Origin of the sequence: Streptomyces sp. NPDC045470, assembly GCF_040646595.1 — a bacterium.
GTDB lineage: Bacteria > Actinomycetota > Actinomycetes > Streptomycetales > Streptomycetaceae > Streptomyces.
The window spans coordinates 880,142-899,162 of record NZ_JBEZAN010000003.1 but is presented as its reverse complement, the minus strand read 5'-3'; the positions used below and the strand labels follow the sequence as shown (position 1 = coordinate 899,162).

Genomic DNA, 19,021 nt, shown 5'->3' with positions numbered 1-19,021 from the left:
GCCCCCGCCCTGTCCTCCCACTGGTCCCTGCACCCGTCCCCGCGCCCGTTCCTGCGCCCATCTCCGCTCCCGTCCCCCGCTCCCGTCTCCGCCCCCGTTCCTACGTCCCCGTCGGCCCCTGCCCGGACGGTCCCGTGTCGTCCCCCGCCCGCTTGGAGACCGCCGCCCGCCGAAGCCGCGGGTGCCGGGTCGGACCCTGCTCGGTGATCGTCTCGCCGACGATGGCACGCACCGCGTTGCGCAGCCCGTGCATCGCGTGGTGCCGCGCCGGACCGGCGCCCGGGTCCTCCCGCAGTTCCTTCAGCAGCGCCCAGCACAGCGCCAGCATCACGAACACGAAGGGCAGCGCGACCAGGATCGTCGCCGTCTGGAGCGCGCCGAGCCCGCCGGCCACCAGCAGCACCGCGGCGACCGCGGCCATCAGGATGCCCCAGGTGACCACCAGCCACGTCCGTGGGTGCAGCGCGCCCCGGCTGGTGAGCGAGCCCATCACCAGGGACGCGGAGTCGGCGCTGGTGATGAAGTACGTCATGACCAGGATCATCGCCACCCAGGAGGTGACGGTCCCGGCCGGCAGCGCGTCCAGCATCCCGAACAGCGACGCCTCCGCGTCCTTCGCGTTGCCCGCGAGGTCGGCCAGGCCGCTGGCGTCCAGCCGGATCGCGCTGCCGCCCATCACGCAGAACCAGATCATCGTCGCGCCGCTGGGCACCAGCAGGACGCCGATCAGGAACTCGCGGACGGTGCGCCCGTGCGAGATCCGGGCGATGAACGTGCCGACGAACGGGGCCCAGGACAGCCACCACGCCCAGTAGAAGATCGTCCAGGTGCCGAGCCAGCTCGCGTCGGTGAAGGCGCCGGTGCGCGAGGCCATCGGCAGCAGATCGTTGAGGTAGCCGCCGACGCTCGCCGGGATGCTGTCCAGGACGTACACCGTCGGGCCGAGCACGAAGACGAACAGCATCAGCAGCGCGGCCAGCACGATGTTCAGGGTGGACAGCCACTTGACGCCCTTGTGCAGGCCGGAGAAGGCGGACGCCACGAAGGCGGCGGAGAGCGCGACGATGATGATCAGCTGGACCGCCGTGCTGTCCGAGGTGCCCGTGGTGAGCTGGAGGCCCTTGCTGACCTGGAGGGCACCGAGGCCCAGGCTGGTGGCCGTACCGAAGACGGTCGCGAAGACGGCCAGCAGGTCGATCAGGTGTCCCAGCCGCCCGCCGGCCCGCCGCTCGCCGATCAGCGGGACGAAGGCGGAGCTGAGCCGGTTGCTGCGGCCCTTGCGGAAGCCCGCGTAGGCCAGGGCCAGACCGACGATGCCGTAGATGGCCCACGGGGTCAGGGTCCAGTGGAAGAACGAGTACTCCAGCGCGGTACGGGCCGCGGCGCCGGTGTGCGCGGTGACGCCGCTGGAGGGCGGCGGGGTGACGTAGTGCTGGAGCGGTTCGCCCACACCGTAGAACATCAGGCCGATTCCCATGCCGGCGCTGAACATCATCGCGATCCACGCGAGATTGCCGAATTCCGGCTCCGCGTCGTCCTTGCCGAGCCGGATGCGGCCGAATCGGCTGAAGGCGATGAGGAAGCACAGGACGAGAAAGACGTCGGCGGCCACCACGAACAGCCAGCCGAAATTCCCCAGCACCCAATTCAGCGCGGCGTCGGTGACGGATTCGAAATTCTTTTTGCCCAGCGCCGCCCAGGCCACCACCGCGAGCACCGCGGCGACCCCGGCACCGACCAGGACCAGATCGGGCGGCGGATCGTGCTCCGCGTTTCCCGGCACGGAATTCGGCGTCGGCTCCTCGGACGTCTGCACGCTCATGGCGTCCCACTATGACCGGAAAAACGATGCTTCGCCGGGTTGGCGCGCCGACCGGGGCATCCGCTCCCTGTTCGCCGGAGCCCGCGCCGGATAGGGTCGCAGCGGCGCGACTGCCAGTTCGAAAGCAAGGGGAAACAGTGGCGGACGCAGCAAGGACACCGGCGGCAGACCGGGACCGGGCACCGCGGGTGCTGGTCGCCGCGGACAAATTCAAGGGCTCGCTGACGGCCACCGAGGTCGCCCGGCACGTCACCGCCGGACTGCGCCGGGCCGTCCCCGGCCTGACGGTGGAGTCCGTCCCGGTCGCGGACGGCGGCGACGGCACGGTCGCGGCCGCCCTGGCGGCGGGCTTCGCCCGGCACGAGGCACGCGTCACCGGCCCGGCCGGCGACCCGGTCACGGCCACCTTCGCACTGCGCGAGGACGGCACGGCCGTGGTCGAGATGGCCGAGGCCTCCGGCCTCCAGCACCTCCCCGAGGGCCGCTTCGCGCCGCTCACGGCCACCACGTACGGCACCGGCGAGCTGCTGCGCGCGGCGCTGGACGCGGGCGCCTCCACCATCGTCTTCGGCGTCGGCGGCAGCGCCACGACCGACGGCGGCGCGGGCATGCTCGCCGCCCTCGGTGCCCGCTTCCTGGACGCCGCGGGCACACCGCTCGCACCGGGCGGCGGGCCGCTGCGCGACCTGGCCACCGCCGACCTCTCGGGCCTGGACCCACGGCTCGCCCGTACGGAGGTGGTCCTCGCCAGCGACGTGGACAACCCGCTCACCGGGCCCAAGGGCGCCCCCGCCGTGTACGGACCGCAGAAGGGCGCGAGCGAGCAGGACGTCGCGGCGCTGGACGCGGCCCTGACCCACTACGCCAAGGTCCTGGAGACCGTGGTGGGGCCCCGCGCCGCCGAGCACGCCGCCGCGCCCGGCGCGGGCGCGGCCGGCGGCATCGGCTACGGGGCCCTGGTCGGCCTGGGGGCCGTCTTCCGGCCGGGCATCGACGTCATGCTGGAGGTGCTGGGCTTCGGCCCGGCGCTGGCCCGCGCCACCTTCGTCGTCACCGGCGAGGGCTCGCTGGACGCGCAGACCCTGCACGGCAAGGCCCCGGCCGGCGTCGCGGCGGCGGCCCGTGCGGCGGGCCTGGAGGTGGCGGCGGTCTGCGGCCGCCTGGCCCTGCCGCCGGAGGCCCTGGGCCGGGCCGGCATCCGCCGCGCCTACCCGCTGACCGACCTGGAGCCGGACCCGGCCCGTTGCATGGCCGAGGCGGGCCCGCTCCTGGAGCGGGCCGCGGAGGCGCTGGGGCGCGACTTCCTGCTCTGAGGCGCTTGGGTACGGTCCCGGGTGCCGACGTGCGGCCCGAGGCAGCGGCGTACGATCCGGGGCGCCGACCGACGGGCCAGGGGGCGCGACGCGAGGCTCACGGGACTCACGGCGCGCCCCCCGCGCCCGCGTGCACCCGGATACGACAAAAGGCCCCCGCCGAGCTGATGTGCTCGGCGGGGGCCTTTCCGGTCCGGGGACCGGACACCGCTACTGAATCTGTGCGCTGCGCGCCTCGCGGCGGTTGTCGCGGAAGGTGTTGACGCGGCGGGCCGTCGCGAAGACCGGGATCATCGCACCCAGCACGATCTGGAGGGAGCAGCCGGTCTGCAGCAGCATCTGGCCGCCGGGGGCGTCCAGCGCCCAGGCCGCCAGCATCCCCATGCTCAGCACGATCCAGCTGAGCATCGCCACCGCCAGCCGCCCCCGCGGCTTCGGGTACTCGACCCGGCTCACCATCAGCCAGGCCACCCCGATGATCGCCAGCAGCGTCGGCACGAAGGGCAGCTCCATCAGGACGATCGCGACGACGGTCAGCGCGCCGAACGGGCTCGGCATCCCCTGGAAGATGCCGTCCCGCAGCGTCACGCAGGAGAACCGGGCCAGCCGCAGCACCACCGCCAGCAGCACCACCACCGCCGCGACCACCGAGACCCGCTGGTGCGAGTCCGGGGCGACCATGCCCCAGGTGACGACGAAGTACGCCGGCGCCAGCCCGAAGCTGATCAGGTCGGAGAGGTTGTCGAGCTCGGCCCCCATCGCCGAGGCGCGCAGCTTGCGCGCGACGAGCCCGTCGAACAGGTCGAAGATGGAGGCCAGCAGCATCAGGATCACCGCCATGGCGGCGCTGTGCCGGGCCATCCCGCCGTCCTCGTTGCCCGTCAGGTGCGGGATCAGGACGCCGGTGGTGGTGAAGTAGACGGCCATGAAGCCGCAGATCGCGTTGCCGAGCGTGAGCGTGTCCGCTATCGACAACCGCGTCGACAGCGGCATGTCGTCGGCCGCGTCGTCCTCCTCGACCTCCGCGACCCAGCCGGGCTGCGTGTCGGGATCAATCACGGTCAAGGCGTGTCACCCCCGCGGTGGTGGCCTGGCCGACCTCGACCGCGGCCTCGACACCCGCCGGGAGGTAGACGTCGACGCGCGACCCGAAGCGGATCAGGCCGATGCGCTCGCCCTGCTCCACCTTCGAGCCCTGGGGCACGTAGGGGACGATCCGGCGGGCCACGGCACCGGCGATCTGCACCATCTCGATGTCGCCGAGCTCGGTGTCGAAGTGCCAGACGACCCGCTCGTTGTTCTCGCTCTCCTTGTTGAACGCCGGGACGAACCCGCCGGGGATGTGCTCCACGGACGTCACCGTGCCGGCCAGCGGCGCGCGGTTGACGTGGACGTTCAGCGGGCTCATGAAGATGGCGACGCGGGTGCGCCCGTCCTTCCACGGCATGATGCTCTGCACCACGCCGTCGGCCGGGGAGATGACCCGGCCCTGAGCGATCTCCCGCTCAGGGTCGCGGAAGAACCACAGCATGCCCGCCGCCAGGGCGGTGGCGGGCACGGCGGCGACGGCCCAGCGTCCCGAGCGACGGGAACGGGCCAGGCTGACCGCTGCCGTCGCGACGGTCGGCAGAAGCCACGGCGACGCTCCGCGCGCGAGGCGGACACGACCGCGTTGTGCAGAGGATTGGCTGTGGGGCATGGATGACCTTCGTAGCGGAGGATGCCGCATATGCAATGGGGGACGGCGGCTTTCCCGGGATGGTATCGGTTGCGAGCGGCAACTGGCCAAGAGCCAGAGCCAATCCGTGGCCGAAGCGCGCTGACGGGGTGTGATCTTCGTCCTGAATAAAACACCCTAAATCGGACGTTCACCCCTGGATTCGGTACTCCTCCAGCAGTCGCCGACCGATGATCATTTTCTGGATCTCGGCGGTACCCTCACCGATGAGGAGCATCGGTGCCTCCCGGTAGAGGCGCTCGATCTCGTACTCCTTGGAGAAGCCGTAGCCGCCGTGGATGCGGAACGCGTCCTCCACCACCTCCTTGCAGTACTCGGAGGCCAGGTACTTGGCCATGCCCGCTTCCAGGTCGTTCCGCTGCCCGGAGTCCTTCTTGCGTGCGGCATTGACCATCATCGCATGGGCCGCTTCCACCTTTGTGGCCATTTCGGCAAGTTTGAACTGGATCGCCTGGTGCTGGGCGATCGGCTTGCCGAAGGTGTGCCGCTGCTGCGCGTACGAAACGCCCAGCTCGAAGGCGCGCTGCGCCACGCCGCAGCCGCGCGCGGCCACGTTCACCCGGCCGACCTCGACGCCGTCCATCATGTGATAGAAGCCACGCCCGGTCTCCCCGCCGAGGACCCGGTCGGCGGGGACGCGCAGCCCGTCCATGATCAGCTCGGTGGTGTCGACCCCCTTGTAGCCCATCTTGTCGATCTTGCCGGGGATGGTCAGTCCCGGCCGGACCTCGCCGAAGCCCGCTTCCTTCTCCACGAGGAAGGTGGTCATCGACTTGTGCGGCGCGGTGCCCTCCGGATGGCCCTCGTCCGTACGGCACAGCACCGCGACGAGAGTTGACGAACCGCCGTTGGTCAGCCACATCTTCTGACCGGTCAGTACATAATCCCCGCCGTCCGCCACCCCCTTGGACGTGATGGCCGAGACGTCCGAGCCGAGCGCCGGCTCCGACATCGAGAAGGCGCCACGGACCTCACCCGCCGCCATCTTCGGCAGGAAATGGTCCTTCTGCTCCTGCGTACCGTGCTGCTTGAGCATGTACGCAACGATGAAGTGGGTGTTGATGATGCCCGACACGCTCATCCAGCCGCGGGCGATCTCCTCCACCGTCAGCGCGTACGTCAGCAACGACTCGCCGAGGCCGCCGTACTCCTCGGGAATCATCAGCCCGAAGACACCGAGTTCCTTCAGTCCTTCGACTATCTGCGTCGGGTACTCGTCGCGGTGCTCCAGTTCGGTCGCGACCGGCAGAATCTCTTTGTCGACGAAGTCACGCACCGTCGAAAGGATTTCCCGCTGGATGTCCGTCAGGCCCTCGGTCCGTGCGAGGCGTCCGCTCATCTCACTTCTCCTTACGGGCCGGTTCCCGCAGCTCGGGGCGGCCCGGCTGCTCCCCGCCGCGCTCCTTGACGTACGTGGCGGTCGGCACCATCACCTTGCGCCGGAAGACGCACACCAGGGTGCCGTCCTGCTTGTAGCCCTTGGTCTCCACATGGACGATCCCGCGGTCGCTCTTGGACCTCGACGGCGTCTTGTCGAGCACCGTCGTCTCGCCGTAGAGCGTGTCCCCGTGAAAAGTGGGCGCCACATGCTTCAGCGACTCGATTTCCAGATTCGCGATCGCCTTGCCCGACACGTCCGGCACCGACATCCCCAGCAACAGCGAGTAGACGTAGTTCCCGACCACGACATTCCTGCCGAAGTCGGTGGTCTGCTCGGCATAGTTGCTGTCCATGTGCAGCGGGTGGTGATTCATCGTGAGCAGACAGAAGAGGTGGTCGTCGTATTCCGTGACCGTCTTTCCCGGCCAGTGCTTGTAGACGTCCCCGACGGTGAATTCCTCATAGGTACGGCCGAACTGCATCGCGCTCACGCCTCCGGGGCTTCGAACTTCGAGGTACGGGTCATGCCGGCGGCGCGGCCCTTTCCGCTGACGACGAGCGCCATCTTGCGGCTGGCCTCGTCGATCATCTCGTCACCGAGCATCGCGGAACCCTTCTTGCCGCCCGCCTCGGAGGTGTGCCACTCGTACGCGTCGAGGATCAGCTCGGCACGGTCGTAGTCCTCCTGCGACGGCGAGAAGACCTCGTTTGCCGCTTCGACCTGGCCGGGGTGCAGCACCCACTTGCCGTCGAAGCCCAGCGCCGCGGCGCGCCCGGCGACCTCCTTGTAGCCGTCCACGTTCTTGATCTGGAGGTAGGGACCGTCGATCGCCTGGAGGTCGTTGGCGCGGGCCGCCATCAGGATGCGCATCAGGATGTAGTGGTACGCGTCCGCGCCGTAACCGGGCGGTTGCTCGCCCACGACCAGCGTCTTCATGTTGATGGAGGCCATGAAGTCGGCCGGGCCGAAGATGATGGTCTCCAGGCGCGGCGACGCGGTGGCGATGGCGTCCACGTTCACCAGGCCCTTGGCGTTCTCGATCTGCGCCTCGATGCCGATCCGGCCCGCCTCGAAGCCCATCGTCGTCTCGATCTGGGTGAGCAGCAGGTCCAGCGCGACGATCTGCTCGGCGTCCTGCACCTTGGGCAGCATGATGCAGTCCAGGTTCTGCCCGGCGCCCTCGACGACGGTGATGACGTCCCGGTACGTCCAGTGCGTGGTCCAGTCGTTGACCCGCACGACGCGGGTCTTGCCGGACCAGTCGCCGTTGTTCAGCGCGTCCACGATGGTGTGCCGGGCACCTTCCTTGGCCAGCGGCGCGCAGGCGTCCTCCAGGTCCAGGAAGACCTGGTCGGCGGGGAGGCCCTGGGCCTTCTCCAGGAAGCGCGGGTTGCTGCCGGGGACCGCGAGGCAGGAACGGCGGGGACGAAGGCGGTTGACAGTCACGCGGGGACCTCCAGAGGGTCGAGCTTGTTCGCGGTACGGATCTCGTCGACGATACGGCCGATGATCTCCGTGATACCGAAGTCCTTAGGGGTGAACACGGCCGCCACTCCGGCTTCCCGGAGGGCCGCCGCGTCGGCGTGGGGGATGATGCCGCCGACGATCACGGGGATGTCGTTGTCGCCGGTCTCGCGCAGCCGCCGCAGTACGTCCGGCACCAGCTCGGCGTGCGAGCCGGACAGGATCGACAGGCCCACGCAGTGCACGTCCTCGGCGACGGCCGCCGTGACGATCTGTTCGGGCGTCAGCCGGATGCCCTGGTAGACGACCTCGAAGCCGGCGTCCCTGGCCCGTACGGCGATCTGCTCCGCGCCGTTGCTGTGGCCGTCCAGCCCCGGCTTGCCGACCAGCAGCCGCAGCCGCCCGGTGCCCAGGTCGGCGGCGGTCCGCTCGACCTTGGCGCGGACCGCGGCGAGCGGCGTGCCCGCCTCCGCGGTGACGGCGAGCGGCGCGCCCGAGACGCCGGTCGGCGCCCGGAACTCGCCGAAGACGTCCCGCAGGGCCCAGGACCACTCGCCCGTGGTGACGCCCGCGCGGGCGCATTCGAGGGTCGCGGCGAACAGGTTGGTGTCACCGGCCGCGGCCTTCTTCAGCGCCGACAGAGACTCCTGCGCCCGCGCCTCGTCGCGGTCGTCCCGCCACCGGTGCAGCGCCCGCACCACGCCCGCCTCGTTGTCCGGGTCGACGGTCATGATGGCCGTGTCCAGGTCGGCGGTGAGCGGGTTCGGCTCGGTCGACTCGTAGCAGTTGACGCCGACGATCTTCTCCTCGCCCGCCTCGATCCGGGCCCGCCGCTCGGCGTGCGAGGAGACCAGTTGCGCCTTCAGGTAGCCGGACTCGACGGCGGCCATCGCCCCGCCCATCTCCTCGATCCGGGCCATCTCCGCCAGGCACTCCTCCACCAGGGCCGCGACCTTGCCCTCGATGACGTGCGACCCGGCGAAGATGTCCTCGTACTCCAGCAGGTCCGACTCGTGGGCCAGCACCTGCTGGATACGCAGCGACCACTGCTGGTCCCAGGGCCGGGGCAGGCCCAGCGCCTCGTTCCAGGCCGGGAGTTGTACGGCGCGGGCGCGGGCGTCCTTGGAAAGGGTGACGGCCAGCATCTCCAGGACGATCCGCTGGACGTTGTTCTCCGGCTGCGCCTCGGTCAGGCCGAGGGAGTTGACCTGCACGCCGTAGCGGAACCGGCGCTGCTTGGGGTTCTCGACGCCGTACCGCTCGCGGGTGATCTGCTCCCAGATGCGGCCGAAGGCGCGCATCTTGCACATCTCCTCGATGAACCGGACCCCGGCGTTCACGAAGAAGGAGATCCGCGCGACCACGTCACCGAACTTCTCCGGCGGCACCTGCCCCGAGTCCCGTACGGCGTCGAGCACGGCGATCGCGGTGCTCATCGCGTACGCGATTTCCTGCACCGGCGTGGCGCCCGCCTCCTGCAGGTGGTAGCTGCAGATGTTGATCGGGTTCCACTTCGGGAGGTGCGCCACCGTGTACGTGATCATGTCGGTGGTCAGCCGCAGGCTCGGTCCCGGCGGGAAGACGTGCGTCCCGCGCGAGAGGTACTCCTTGACGATGTCGTTCTGCGTGGTGCCCGACAGCTCGGCGATGTCGGCGCCCTGCTCCTCGGCGACCACCTCGTACAGCGCCAGCAGCCACATGGCCGTGGCGTTGATCGTCATCGAGGTGTTCATCTGCTCCAGCGGGATGTCCTGGAACAGCCGGCGCATGTCGCCGAGGTGCGAGACGGGGACCCCGACCCGGCCGACCTCGCCGCGGGCGAGGACGTGGTCCGGGTCGTAACCGGTCTGCGTCGGCAGGTCGAAGGCGACCGACAGGCCTGTCTGGCCCTTGGCGAGGTTGCGCCGGTAGAGCGCGTTGGACGCCTCAGCGGTGGAGTGCCCGGCGTAGGTCCGCATCAGCCACGGACGATCCTTGTGACGTTCGGTCATGTTGGTCCGTACTCTCGGGGTCCGTCCGTCCGGATCAGACGTTCCGGAACCGGTTGATGGCGTCGATGTGCCGCGCGCGCTTCTCCGCGTCGCGCACGCCCATGCCTTCCTCGGGTGCCAGCGCGAGGACGCCGACCTTGCCCTGGTGGAGATTGCGGTGCACGTCGTACGCGGCCTGCCCGGTCTCCTCCAGCGTGTACGTCTTCGAGAGCGTCGGGTGGATCTTGCCCTTGGCGATCAGGCGGTTGGCCTCCCACGCCTCCCGGTAGTTGGCGAAGTGCGAGCCCACGATGCGCTTCAGCGACATCCACAGGTAGCGGTTGTCGTACTCGTGCTTGTAGCCCGAGGTGGAGGCGCAGGTGACGATCGTGCCGCCCTTGCGCGTGACGTAGACGCTCGCGCCGAACGTCTCGCGCCCCGGGTGCTCGAAGACGATGTCCACGTCCTCCCCGCCGGTCAGCTCACGGATGCGCTTGCCGAAGCGCTTCCACTCGCGCGGGTCCTGCTCGTGCTCGTCCTTCCAGAACCGGTAGCCCTCGGCGTTGCGGTCGATGATCGCCTCGGCGCCCATCTTCCGGCAGATCTCCGCCTTCTGGTCGCTGGAGACCACACAGATCGGGTTGGCACCGCCGGCCAGCGCGAACTGCGTGGCGTACGAGCCGAGTCCGCCGCTGGCGCCCCAGATCAGCACGTTGTCGCCCTGCTTCATCCCGGCGCCGTTGCGGGACACGAGCTGCCGGTACGCGGTGGAGTTGACCAGCCCGGGGGCCGCCGCCTCCTCCCAGCTCAGGTGGTCCGGCTTGGGCATGAGCTGGTTGGACTTGACGAGCGCGATCTCGGCGAGACCGCCGAAGTTGGTCTCGAAGCCCCAGATGCGCTGCTCCGGGTCGAGCATCGTGTCGTCGTGCCCGTCGGCGGACTCCAGCTCGACGGACAGGCAGTGCGCGACGACCTCGTCACCGGGCTTCCAGGCGTTCACGCCGGGACCGGTGCGCAGGACGACGCCCGCCAGGTCGGAGCCGATGACGTGGTACGGCAGGTCGTGGCGCTTGGTGAGGGGGGACAGCTTGCCGTAGCGCTCCAGGAAGGCGAACGTGGAGACCGGCTCGAAGATCGAGGTCCAGACGCTGTTGTAGTTGACCGAGGAGGCCATCACGGCCACCAGGGCCTCGCCGGGGCCCAGTTCGGGCACCGGCACCTCCTCGATGTGGAGCGACTTGCGGGGATCCTTCTCCTTGGTGGTGAGGCCGTCGAACATGTCGGCCTCGTCCTTGTGCACGGTCACCGCGCGGTAGGAGTCGGGGAGGGGCAGAGCGGCGAAGTCTTCGCGGGTGCTCTCTGGCGCGAGGATCGCGTCAAGTATCTGGTTCACGGTGTGCCTCCGGCGAAGCCAGTCGAGGGAAACGGCTTGAGGGAACGTCGGGGGTGGTGCAGAGGCGGTGCCGTCGGTTCGGCTGAGGGTGTTCCGGCAGCGCTGGTGAGCGCGGTGAGGGTGCCTGTGACGCAGGCGTCCGGGCGGGCAGGCGCGAGTGGCTTGCTGGGACAGCCGGCACCCGGTGATCTTCCGCGCGCCGGCCGCCCGGACAACATCAACGTATGACACCGCGTGCCAGTCGACAAGACACTGAGTGCCAACAATTTCTCTCAGATGTCACCTGGGGGGCACGCATGAGCGGCTTGCCTGCTGTCCGTAATGGTGAAATGTCGCCCCATAAGGGGTGTGCGACACCAGGCAGCCCTGACGCCGGACGTGGCGTATGCCACCCCAGTGCCAGGGCTGCCGAGCTCTCCGGAGACGCCTGCGCGTTCCTCGGGGATCACACCCGCACGCGCGGGGACCACCCCTCCAAGGCCACGCCCTCGACGGCTCCCCAGGGACCACCCCCGCACGCGCGGGGACCACAGGAGCTGACCTGCCCGTTCACCGTGCCGGATGCGGGTTTTTGCTCACTTTCGAGGGAACCGGCAGATCGACGCATTCGGGGCGCCAAGGCGAATGGCGCACGCCAAAAGTTCTCCTCGTCACCGCTGCTTGAGGGCCTTCTCGATCGTGCGCATGACCTCGTCCAGCGGCGCGTCCGTACGGGCCACGGTGACCAGCACCTCGCCCTGCTTCGCGGCCCGTGCCGGGGGCTCCTGGTGGTCCCCGCCCAGCCCGCGGCCCGCGCCGATCCCCGTGCCGAAGGTGGCGCGGACGATCCCGAAGGCGTGGTCGAGCTGTGCCTCCACGTCGCCCTCGGCGCCCGCCCGCAGCCAGCGCCGCAGTACGTGGTTGTGCGCGGTGACGACCGCGGAGGCGGCGACCTCGGCCAGCAGCGGGTCGTCGTCGCCCTCGTGGTGGGCGCCCTCGTCGAAGTGACCGAGGAGGTAACGGGTGAAGAGCCGCTCGTAGCGGGCCACCGAGGCGATCTCGGCCTCGCGGAGGGTGGGGACCTCCCGGGTCAGCCGGTAGCGCGCCACGGAGACGGCGGGGGACGCCGCGTACATCCGCATGACTTCCTTGATGCCGCGGCAGACCGTGTCGAGCGGGTTCTCGTGCGCCGGCGCGGCGTCCAGGACGGCCTCGGCCCGTACGAGGGTGTCGTCGTGGTCCGGGAAGATCGCCTCTTCCTTGGAGCGGAAGTGGCGGAAGAACGTGCGGCGGGCGACGCCGGCCGCGGCCGCGATCTCGTCCACCGTCGTCGCCTCGTAGCCCTTGGCAGCGAACAGTTCCATCGCGGCGGCCGCCAGTTCGCGGCGCATCTTCAGGCGTTGGGCGGCGGCCCTTCGGGTGCCGGGAGTGGTGGCTTCGGATCCGTCGGACGGCTGCGTACGGGCGGGCTGGGACATGTGGGGACGGTACTGCATATTCCCGCGGCCTGCGGCATCAGCCGTCGCACGGGCCCCTTCGCGCGGGCGCGGGCCGCCGGAGGGTTCCAGCAGCCCGCCCCATCCGCCGCCCGTGGGCCGGGCCGTCCGCCACGCGTCAGCGCCGGGCGTACTCACGGAAGCCGCGGCCGGTCTTGCGGCCCAGGCAGCCCGCCGCGACAAGGTGCTCCAGCAGCGGCGCCGGCGCCAGCCCGGGGTCGCGGAACTCGGCGTGCAGCACCTTCTCGATGGCCAGCGACACGTCCAGGCCCACCACGTCCAGCAGCTCGAACGGGCCCATCGGGTAGCCGCCGCCCAGCTTCATCGCGGCGTCGATGTCGTCCGGGGTCGCGTAGTGCTCCTGGACCATCTTGACCGCGTTGTTCAGGTACGGGAACAGCAGCGCGTTGACGATGAACCCGGCGCGGTCCCCGCAGTCCACCGGGTGCTTGCGGACCTGTGCGCAGACCGCGCGCACGGTCGCGTGCACGTCGTCCGCGGTCAGGACCGTCCGCACGACCTCCACCAGCTTCATCGCCGGCGCCGGGTTGAAGAAGTGCATGCCGATGACGTCCTGCGGGCGGGAGGTGGCCCGCGCGCAGGCCACCACGGGCAGCGAGGAGGTCGTCGTGGCCAGCACGGCGCCCGGCTTGCACACCTTGTCCAGCGCGGCGAAGAGCTGCTGCTTGACGCCCAGGTCCTCGGCGACCGCCTCCACCGCCAGATCCACGTCGGCGAAGGCTTCCAGCGACCCGGCGGCGGTCACCGCGGCGAGAGCGGTGTCGCGCGCCTCGGCGGTCAGCCGTCCCTTGGCCACCGAGCGGTCCAGGGACGTGGCGACCCGCCCCTTGGCCGCCTCGGCCTTCTCCAGGCTGCGGGCCGCCAGCACCACCTGGAAGCCGGACTTGGCGAAGACCTCCGCGATCCCGCTCGCCATCGTCCCGGAACCGGCCACCCCGACGCTGCGCACCGTGCGCCCGGTGTCCAGGTCGTGGGTCGCGGTGGGCGTCCGGTCGTCCGGCACGATCCCCGCGCTGCCCGGCGCCTCGTACGTGTAGAAGCCGCGGCCCGCCTTGCGGCCGGTCAGCCCCGCCTCGGCGAGCTGGCCCAGGATCGGCGCCGGTGCGTGCAGCCGGTCGCGGGAGGCGGTGTACATGGCCTCCAGGACCGTACGCGCGGTGTCCACGCCGATCAGGTCCAGCAGCGCCAGCGGGCCCATGGGCAGGCCGCAGCCCAGCCTCATCGCGGCGTCGATGTCCTCGCGGGTCGCGTACCGGGACTCGTACATCGCGGCGGCCTGGTTCAGGTAGCCGAACAGCAGCCCGTCGGCGACGAAGCCGGGCCGGTCGCCGACCGCGATCGGGTCCTTGCCCAGCTCCCGGGCCAGCTCGGTGACGGCCGTGACGGCGGTCGGCGCGGTCAGGACGGAGGAGACCACCTCGACCAGCTTCATGGCCGGCGCCGGGTTGAAGAAGTGCAGGCCCAGGACGCGTTCGGGGTGCGCCGAGTCGGCGGCCAGCCGGGTCACGGACAGCGCGTTGGTGCCGGTGGCGAGGACCGCGTCGGGCCGCACGATGCCGTCCAGCGCGGTGAAGACCTGCCGCTTGAGCTCGTACTCCTCCGGCACGACCTCGATGACGAGGTCGGCCTCGGCGGCGGCCTGGAGATCGCGGAACGTACGGAAGCGGGCCAGCGTGTCCTGCCGCTCGCGCTCGGTGACGCGCTCCCGGCGCACGGCCCGTGCGGTGGACGCCTCCAGCGCCGCGACGGCCCGGCGGGCGGCGGCGCCGTCGATGTCGATGCCGATCACCTCGCGGCCCGCGCGGGTGAGGATCTCGGCGATGCCGGTGCCCATCGTGCCCAGACCGACGACGGCCACGGTGGCGATCCGGGGCGGCCCGGCAGGCGAAGAGCCGGTGGAGGAGGTGGAGACCTTGGGGACGGTGGAGACATCGGTTGAGAGGTCAGGGGTGGACTTACGGTCCATCGCGAGACTCCAGAGAGTGGATCCCGTGCGCAGGGTCCCCGAGGAGCGGAGCCCGTGAGCGCAGGCGGGAAGTGACGACTGAGGAGGGGCCGGGCACCTGGGCAAGAGGCAGGTACGAGGCGGGTGTTGCGGCGGCGGGCCCTGTCCCGGGGCCGCGCCGTGAGCGCCGTGCTGGACGCCGAACCGACTGCACGCTGTGGCGGCTGCGTCACCAGGCCGCCCGGGCAGGGGTGCTGCCCGTGCCCAGCAGATTAACTCGCCGGTAACCAGGAGCGCCAGGGGTGGCGCGGGGATTTAGGCTGTGGCCCGGGCCACGTCGGACGTACCGTGAGGAATCCGCCGGAGGGGAGTGGCAAATGGAAGATGAATTCCACGAGTTGACGGACCGGGTGCGGGCCGAACTCCGCTCCCCGCAGGACCTCGTCGCGTACGAAAGGCTCCTCGGGCTGGCCCGCAAGAACACCACGGCGGGGCGCGAGGAACTGGCCCAGGTGCTCACCGCTGTCGAGCGCCCGCTGTGGGCCCGCGAGATCGCCGCGTTCATCCTCGGGGCCGCGGGCGACCGCCGCGCCTTCGAGACCCTCGTCCTGCTGCTCAACTACCGCGACCCGGTACGGTGCGCCACCGCCGCCCACGCCCTCGGCCGCCTCGGCGACCCCCGCACCGCCCGCGCCGCCGCCGCGCTCGCCACCAACCCGCTGCGCACCGCCTACGCCCTGCACCCGGTCCGCCTGCTCGCGGAACTGCGCGCCCCCGAATCCGTACCGGCCCTGATCGCCACCCTGGAACGCCTGCTCACCGCGCACAACCCGTACTGGCGCGTGGCCCTCGCCTGCGTCGAAGGGCTGGGTGCCCTGGGCGACCGCCGCGCGGTCCCCGCCCTCACCGCCGCCCGCGACCACCCCCGCCTGGCCGCCGCGGCAGCCGCCTCCCTGGCCCGCCTGGGCGTTCAGGAGGAGCCGGAGGAGCGGGCCGGGCCCTGAGAGCCCGCAGCGGGCGCGTCGGCGGGCGGGAGGGGCCGCCGGTAGCGCACCTCGGGTACGGCGACGCCCGCGACCTCGTACGCCTCCTCGGCGCCGTCGGCCCGGAAGCCGGCGCGCTCGTAGAAGCGCCGGGCGCGCGCGTTGCCCTTGAGCACCCACAGACGCAGCGCACGGAAACCGTTCCGCCCGGCGCGCGCCAGGCAGGCGTCCGTCAAGGCGCGCCCGATACCCGTACCGATGCGCTCCGGAGGGAGATAGAGGGCGTACAACTCGCCTTCGGACGCCGGGGGCGGCGGTGCTCCGTCCTCGGCCCGGGCCGGCCCGAAGGCGGCCCAGCCGATCAGGGTGCCGTCCTGCTCCGCCACGAGGTTGACCACCTCGGGCGGCGCCGCGGCGAAGAACTCCCGGCGCGCGGCGGCGTCCTCGGCGGCGCTCAGCCCGTCCAGGTACGCCTGCGGCATCAGCCCCGCGTAGGCGGTCTGCCAGCCGCGTACCCGGATGGCCGCCACGGCGTCGATGTCGGCCTGTTCCATGTCCCGTATCCGTATCGGTTCCGCCATGGCCGACAGATTAGGCTCCGGAGTTCTTCGGCCACCGGTCATTTACCGGCACCGGCCGCGAGGAGCGCACGCCCACCCCAATTCGGGTGCGCGGAGCCGGCGCGGTGGTGTGGGATGCGAGGCATGGCGATGGTGGTGCTGGGCAAGCCGGGAGTCGACGGGTTGGACGAGGCGGTGGCCGCCCTGCGGGAGTGGCAGGACGACCGGGCGCCGATGCAACTGCATCCGGGGGACCTGGGCTGGTTCCGGCGGTTCGGCGCGGCGGCGACGGCCGCGGCGGTCCGGACCTGGAGCCGGGACGGACGGATGCTCGCCGTGGGGCTGCTGGACGGTCCCGGGCTGCTGCGGCTGGCGATCGCGCCGGACGCCCGGCGCGACGGGGAACTGGCGCGGCGGCTGGCCGAGGACGTGACCCGCCCGGAGCGCGGCGTCCTGGCGGCGGGGAAGGCCCGCGTCGACGCACCGGCGGGCGCGCCGCTCCATGATCTGCTGGCCGAGGACGGCTGGGGCACCGCCGAGCCGTGGACGCCGCTGCGTCGCGACCTGGCGCAGCCGGTCGAGGACCCGGGCGTACGGATCGAGGTGGCCGGGCCGGGGCAGGCGTCCGTACGGGCCGCCGTGCAGCGGGCGGCGTTCGACGGGTCGACGTTCACGGACGGGAACTGGCGCGCGATGGCGGCCGGGACGCCGTACACCGACGCCCGGTGCCTGGTCGCGTACGACGACCGGGGCGACGCGGTGGCGGCGGTGACGGTGTGGTCGGCCGGCCCGGGGAGGCCGGGGCTGCTCGAACCGATGGGCGTGCACGCGGAACATCGCGGTCGCGGCCACGGCAAGGCGATCACCGTCGCCGCGGCGGCCGCCCTCCGGCACCTCGGCTCGTCGAGCGCGGTCGTCTGCACCCCGAGCTCCAACGCGGGCGCCGTCGCCACCTACACGGCGGCCGGATTCCGGCGGCTCCCGGAGATCCGGGACCGGTACCGGGACGAGAGCCGAGACGGGAGCAGGGAGGGGATCCGGGACTGATACCGGGGCCCCGCCGAGCACCGTGACCGGTCCGCGGCTCAGAGCAACGCCAGTTGGGTGTGTCCGGGCGCGGTCGCGGCCCCCGGGGCGGCGTCGGCCGCCGGTACCGGGATGCGCCGGGACTCGCCGGGGCGGGCGGGGCCGATACCGTGTTCGGCGGCCAGTTCGTGGACCTGGCGGGTGATCCGGCGCTGATACCACTTGGGGGCGTACGCGCCGTCGGCGTACATCCGCTCGTAGCGGCGGACCAGGTACGGGTGGTGCCGTGCCAGCCACGCCAGGAACCACTCGCGGGCGCCCGGCCGCAGGTGCAGGACGAGCGGGGTCACGGAGGTGGCGCCGGCGGCCGCGACGGCCCGGACGGTGGCGCGCAGCCGCTCGGGGGAGTCGCCCAGGAAGGGGATCACCGGCGCCATCAGCACCCCGGCCGGGATGCCGTGCCGGGCCAGGGTGCGGACCACGTCCAGGCGGCGTTCCGGCGCCGGGGTGCCGGGCTCGACGGTGCGCCACAGCTCCCGGTCGACGAACCCGACCGAGACGGAGACGCCGACGTCCGTCACCGCGGCGGCCTGCCGCAGCAGCTCCAGGTCGCGCAGGATCAGGGTGCCCTTGGTGAGCACGGAGAACGGGTTGGCGTGGTCGCGCAGGGCCCGCAGGATGCCGGGCATGAGCTGGTAACGGCCTTCGGCGCGCTGGTAGCAGTCGACGTTCGTGCCCATGGCTATGTGCTCGCCGCGCCAGCGTGGCGCGGCCAGCTCGCGGCGCAGCAGGTCGGGCGCGTTGACCTTCACCACGATCTGGGAGTCGAAGCCCAGTCCGGTGTCGAGGTCGAGGTAACCGTGCGTCTTGCGGGCGAAGCAGTACACGCAGGCGTGGGAGCAGCCGCGATACGGGTTCACCGTCCGTTCGAACGGCATCCGGGACGCGCCGGGCACCTGGTTGACGATCGACCGGGCGCGTACTTCGTGGAAGGTGATCCCACGGAATTCGGGGGTGTCGACCGTGCGGCTGACGACCTCCGTGCCGAAGAGGGCGGCGGACTGTTCGCCCAGATTCTCCCAGCGCATCGCGCTTCCTCCTGAGTCCCTCGGCCCCCCGGGTGGTGCTCCTGCGTCTCCTGCGATTCCGGCCGGGCTCCCGGGGCCGTGGGGGGCCCGGAAGCGCGGTTCGAACGCGATAATAGAACATACGTTCGCTCGATGTGTGTCAAACCGTCCCGGGCGCGCCGCCGGGCCGGGAGCAGGCAGGGCGACCGCGGCGTTGCGGGGGCCCGGCCGCGCCTAAGGTGGTGGTCCTGCGGCACGGCGCGGCGCCGGTACGGCCCGCGCGGGCCGCGGGAACAGCAGACGAGCACCGGAGGAAGAGACACATGGGCCAGGTCGAGGCCAGTACGCAGCGCGAGATCGCGGCGGACCCGGAAGACGTGTTCGACGCGCTCGCCGACTACAGCGGTACGCGTCAGAAGCTGCTGCCCGGACACTTCAGCGAGTACGAGGTGCGCGAGGGCGGCGACGGCAAGGGCACCCTCGTCCACTGGAAGCTCCAGGCCACGAGCAAGCGGGTGCGCGACTGCCTGCTGGAGGTCGACGAGCCGACCGACGGCCAGTTGGTGGAGAAGGACCGCAACTCCTCCATGGTGACGACCTGGGTGGTCACCCCGGCTGGCCAGGGCCGCGCCAACGTCGTCGTCACCACCACCTGGCAGGGCGCGGGCGGCGTCGGCGGTTTCTTCGAGCGGACCTTCGCGCCCAAGGGACTGGGCCGCATCTACGACGAGCTGCTCGCCAACCTCGCCAAGGAGACGGAGAAGAAGTGACCCGGCGCTGACGCCGGGGGACCGGGCGGTGCCGCGCCCCCGGGAGGGGCGCGGCACGCTCACCGGTTCGGGTGGTTTCCGTCGGCCCGCCGT

Annotated in this window: 16 protein-coding genes; 4 read left to right on the top strand and 12 right to left on the bottom strand. The window is 71.4% G+C overall.

Translation table 11 applies throughout. From position 1 onward, the window contains the following. Positions 1-100: 100 nt before the first annotated feature. The gene (locus tag AB0A97_RS14130; RefSeq protein ID WP_361148701.1) at positions 101-1,822 is read right to left on the bottom strand and encodes a BCCT family transporter; all 1,722 of its coding nucleotides are present in this window, start codon (positions 1,820-1,822) and stop codon (positions 101-103) included. A gap of 188 nt (positions 1,823-2,010) precedes the next feature. Between AB0A97_RS14130 and AB0A97_RS14125 the strand changes: the two genes are divergently transcribed. After that, positions 2,011-3,135, top strand: a complete 1,125-nt coding sequence (locus AB0A97_RS14125; RefSeq protein WP_361148852.1) for a glycerate kinase — start codon at positions 2,011-2,013, stop codon at positions 3,133-3,135. 210 nt (positions 3,136-3,345) lie between these two features. On the opposite strand, the gene pssA is transcribed toward AB0A97_RS14125, so the two are convergent. The 9 genes from pssA to AB0A97_RS14080 form a co-directional block, all read right to left on the bottom strand. After that, entirely contained in the window at positions 3,346-4,200 is an 855-nt protein-coding gene (pssA, locus tag AB0A97_RS14120) for a CDP-diacylglycerol--serine O-phosphatidyltransferase (RefSeq protein ID WP_361148699.1), read from the bottom strand. Next, on the bottom strand, positions 4,187-4,834 hold the full coding sequence (locus AB0A97_RS14115; protein WP_361148697.1) for a phosphatidylserine decarboxylase: 648 nt from the start codon (positions 4,832-4,834) through the stop codon (positions 4,187-4,189). Before AB0A97_RS14115 ends, pssA begins: the two co-directional genes overlap by 14 nt. 169 nt (positions 4,835-5,003) lie before the next feature. Further along, entirely contained in the window at positions 5,004-6,212 is a 1,209-nt protein-coding gene (locus tag AB0A97_RS14110) for an acyl-CoA dehydrogenase family protein (protein WP_361148695.1), read from the bottom strand. A gap of 1 nt (position 6,213) precedes the next feature. Continuing rightward, a complete protein-coding gene (locus AB0A97_RS14105) occupies positions 6,214-6,735 on the bottom strand; it encodes a MaoC family dehydratase (RefSeq protein ID WP_361148850.1) in 522 nt (173 codons plus the stop codon). 5 nt (positions 6,736-6,740) lie between these two features. Next, positions 6,741-7,700, bottom strand: coding sequence for a CoA ester lyase (locus AB0A97_RS14100; protein ID WP_361148693.1), 960 nt, complete (start codon positions 7,698-7,700; stop codon positions 6,741-6,743). After that, a complete protein-coding gene (locus AB0A97_RS14095; RefSeq protein WP_361148848.1) occupies positions 7,697-9,862 on the bottom strand; it encodes a protein meaA in 2,166 nt (721 codons plus the stop codon). The genes AB0A97_RS14100 and AB0A97_RS14095 overlap by 4 nt, the downstream gene beginning before the upstream one ends. Further along, entirely contained in the window at positions 9,744-11,081 is a 1,338-nt protein-coding gene (gene ccrA / locus AB0A97_RS14090) for a crotonyl-CoA carboxylase/reductase (RefSeq protein WP_361148691.1), read from the bottom strand. The genes AB0A97_RS14095 and ccrA overlap by 119 nt, the downstream gene beginning before the upstream one ends. A gap of 650 nt (positions 11,082-11,731) precedes the next feature. After that, complete coding sequence (locus tag AB0A97_RS14085; protein ID WP_208870156.1) at positions 11,732-12,538, bottom strand: TetR family transcriptional regulator; 807 nt, start codon at positions 12,536-12,538, stop codon at positions 11,732-11,734. A gap of 136 nt (positions 12,539-12,674) precedes the next feature. After that, positions 12,675-14,543: a 3-hydroxybutyryl-CoA dehydrogenase gene (locus tag AB0A97_RS14080; RefSeq protein ID WP_361148689.1), complete on the bottom strand. Its 1,869-nt coding sequence runs from the start codon at positions 14,541-14,543 to the stop codon at positions 12,675-12,677. Between the two features lie 356 nt (positions 14,544-14,899). Between AB0A97_RS14080 and AB0A97_RS14075 the strand changes: the two genes are divergently transcribed. Further along, positions 14,900-15,526, top strand: a complete 627-nt coding sequence (locus tag AB0A97_RS14075; protein WP_361148687.1) for a HEAT repeat domain-containing protein — start codon at positions 14,900-14,902, stop codon at positions 15,524-15,526. On the opposite strand, the gene AB0A97_RS14070 is transcribed toward AB0A97_RS14075, so the two are convergent. Further along, entirely contained in the window at positions 15,493-16,086 is a 594-nt protein-coding gene (locus AB0A97_RS14070) for a GNAT family N-acetyltransferase (protein ID WP_361148686.1), read from the bottom strand. The genes AB0A97_RS14075 and AB0A97_RS14070 overlap by 34 nt on opposite strands. 129 nt (positions 16,087-16,215) lie before the next feature. On the opposite strand from AB0A97_RS14070, the gene AB0A97_RS14065 reads away from it, so the two are divergent. Continuing rightward, positions 16,216-17,112, top strand: coding sequence for a GNAT family N-acetyltransferase (locus AB0A97_RS14065; protein WP_361148846.1), 897 nt, complete (start codon positions 16,216-16,218; stop codon positions 17,110-17,112). Between the two features lie 38 nt (positions 17,113-17,150). On the opposite strand, the gene AB0A97_RS14060 is transcribed toward AB0A97_RS14065, so the two are convergent. Further along, the gene (locus tag AB0A97_RS14060; RefSeq protein WP_361148684.1) at positions 17,151-18,179 is read right to left on the bottom strand and encodes an Rv2578c family radical SAM protein; all 1,029 of its coding nucleotides are present in this window, start codon (positions 18,177-18,179) and stop codon (positions 17,151-17,153) included. Between the two features lie 302 nt (positions 18,180-18,481). Between AB0A97_RS14060 and AB0A97_RS14055 the strand changes: the two genes are divergently transcribed. Next, entirely contained in the window at positions 18,482-18,928 is a 447-nt protein-coding gene (locus AB0A97_RS14055; RefSeq protein WP_361148682.1) for an SRPBCC family protein, read from the top strand. Positions 18,929-19,021 lie beyond the last annotated feature (93 nt).

Excerpts from the sequence above, each read along its gene's own strand:
- AB0A97_RS14080 (WP_361148689.1), bottom strand. The coding sequence starts at position 14,543 with ATGGACCGTAAGTCCACCCCTGACCTCTCAACCGATGTCTCCACCGTC.
- AB0A97_RS14085 (WP_208870156.1), bottom strand. The coding sequence starts at position 12,538 with ATGTCCCAGCCCGCCCGTACGCAGCCGTCCGACGGATCCGAAGCCACC.
- AB0A97_RS14110 (WP_361148695.1), bottom strand. The coding sequence starts at position 6,212 with ATGAGCGGACGCCTCGCACGGACCGAGGGCCTGACGGACATCCAGCGG.
- AB0A97_RS14105 (WP_361148850.1), bottom strand. The coding sequence starts at position 6,735 with ATGCAGTTCGGCCGTACCTATGAGGAATTCACCGTCGGGGACGTCTAC.
- AB0A97_RS14055 (WP_361148682.1), top strand. The coding sequence starts at position 18,482 with ATGGGCCAGGTCGAGGCCAGTACGCAGCGCGAGATCGCGGCGGACCCG.
- AB0A97_RS14070 (WP_361148686.1), bottom strand. The coding sequence starts at position 16,086 with ATGGCGGAACCGATACGGATACGGGACATGGAACAGGCCGACATCGAC.
- AB0A97_RS14075 (WP_361148687.1), top strand. The coding sequence starts at position 14,900 with ATGGAAGATGAATTCCACGAGTTGACGGACCGGGTGCGGGCCGAACTC.
- AB0A97_RS14060 (WP_361148684.1), bottom strand. The coding sequence starts at position 18,179 with ATGCGCTGGGAGAATCTGGGCGAACAGTCCGCCGCCCTCTTCGGCACG.
- AB0A97_RS14130 (WP_361148701.1), bottom strand. The coding sequence starts at position 1,822 with ATGAGCGTGCAGACGTCCGAGGAGCCGACGCCGAATTCCGTGCCGGGA.
- AB0A97_RS14115 (WP_361148697.1), bottom strand. The coding sequence starts at position 4,834 with ATGCCCCACAGCCAATCCTCTGCACAACGCGGTCGTGTCCGCCTCGCG.
- AB0A97_RS14065 (WP_361148846.1), top strand. The coding sequence starts at position 16,216 with ATGGTGGTGCTGGGCAAGCCGGGAGTCGACGGGTTGGACGAGGCGGTG.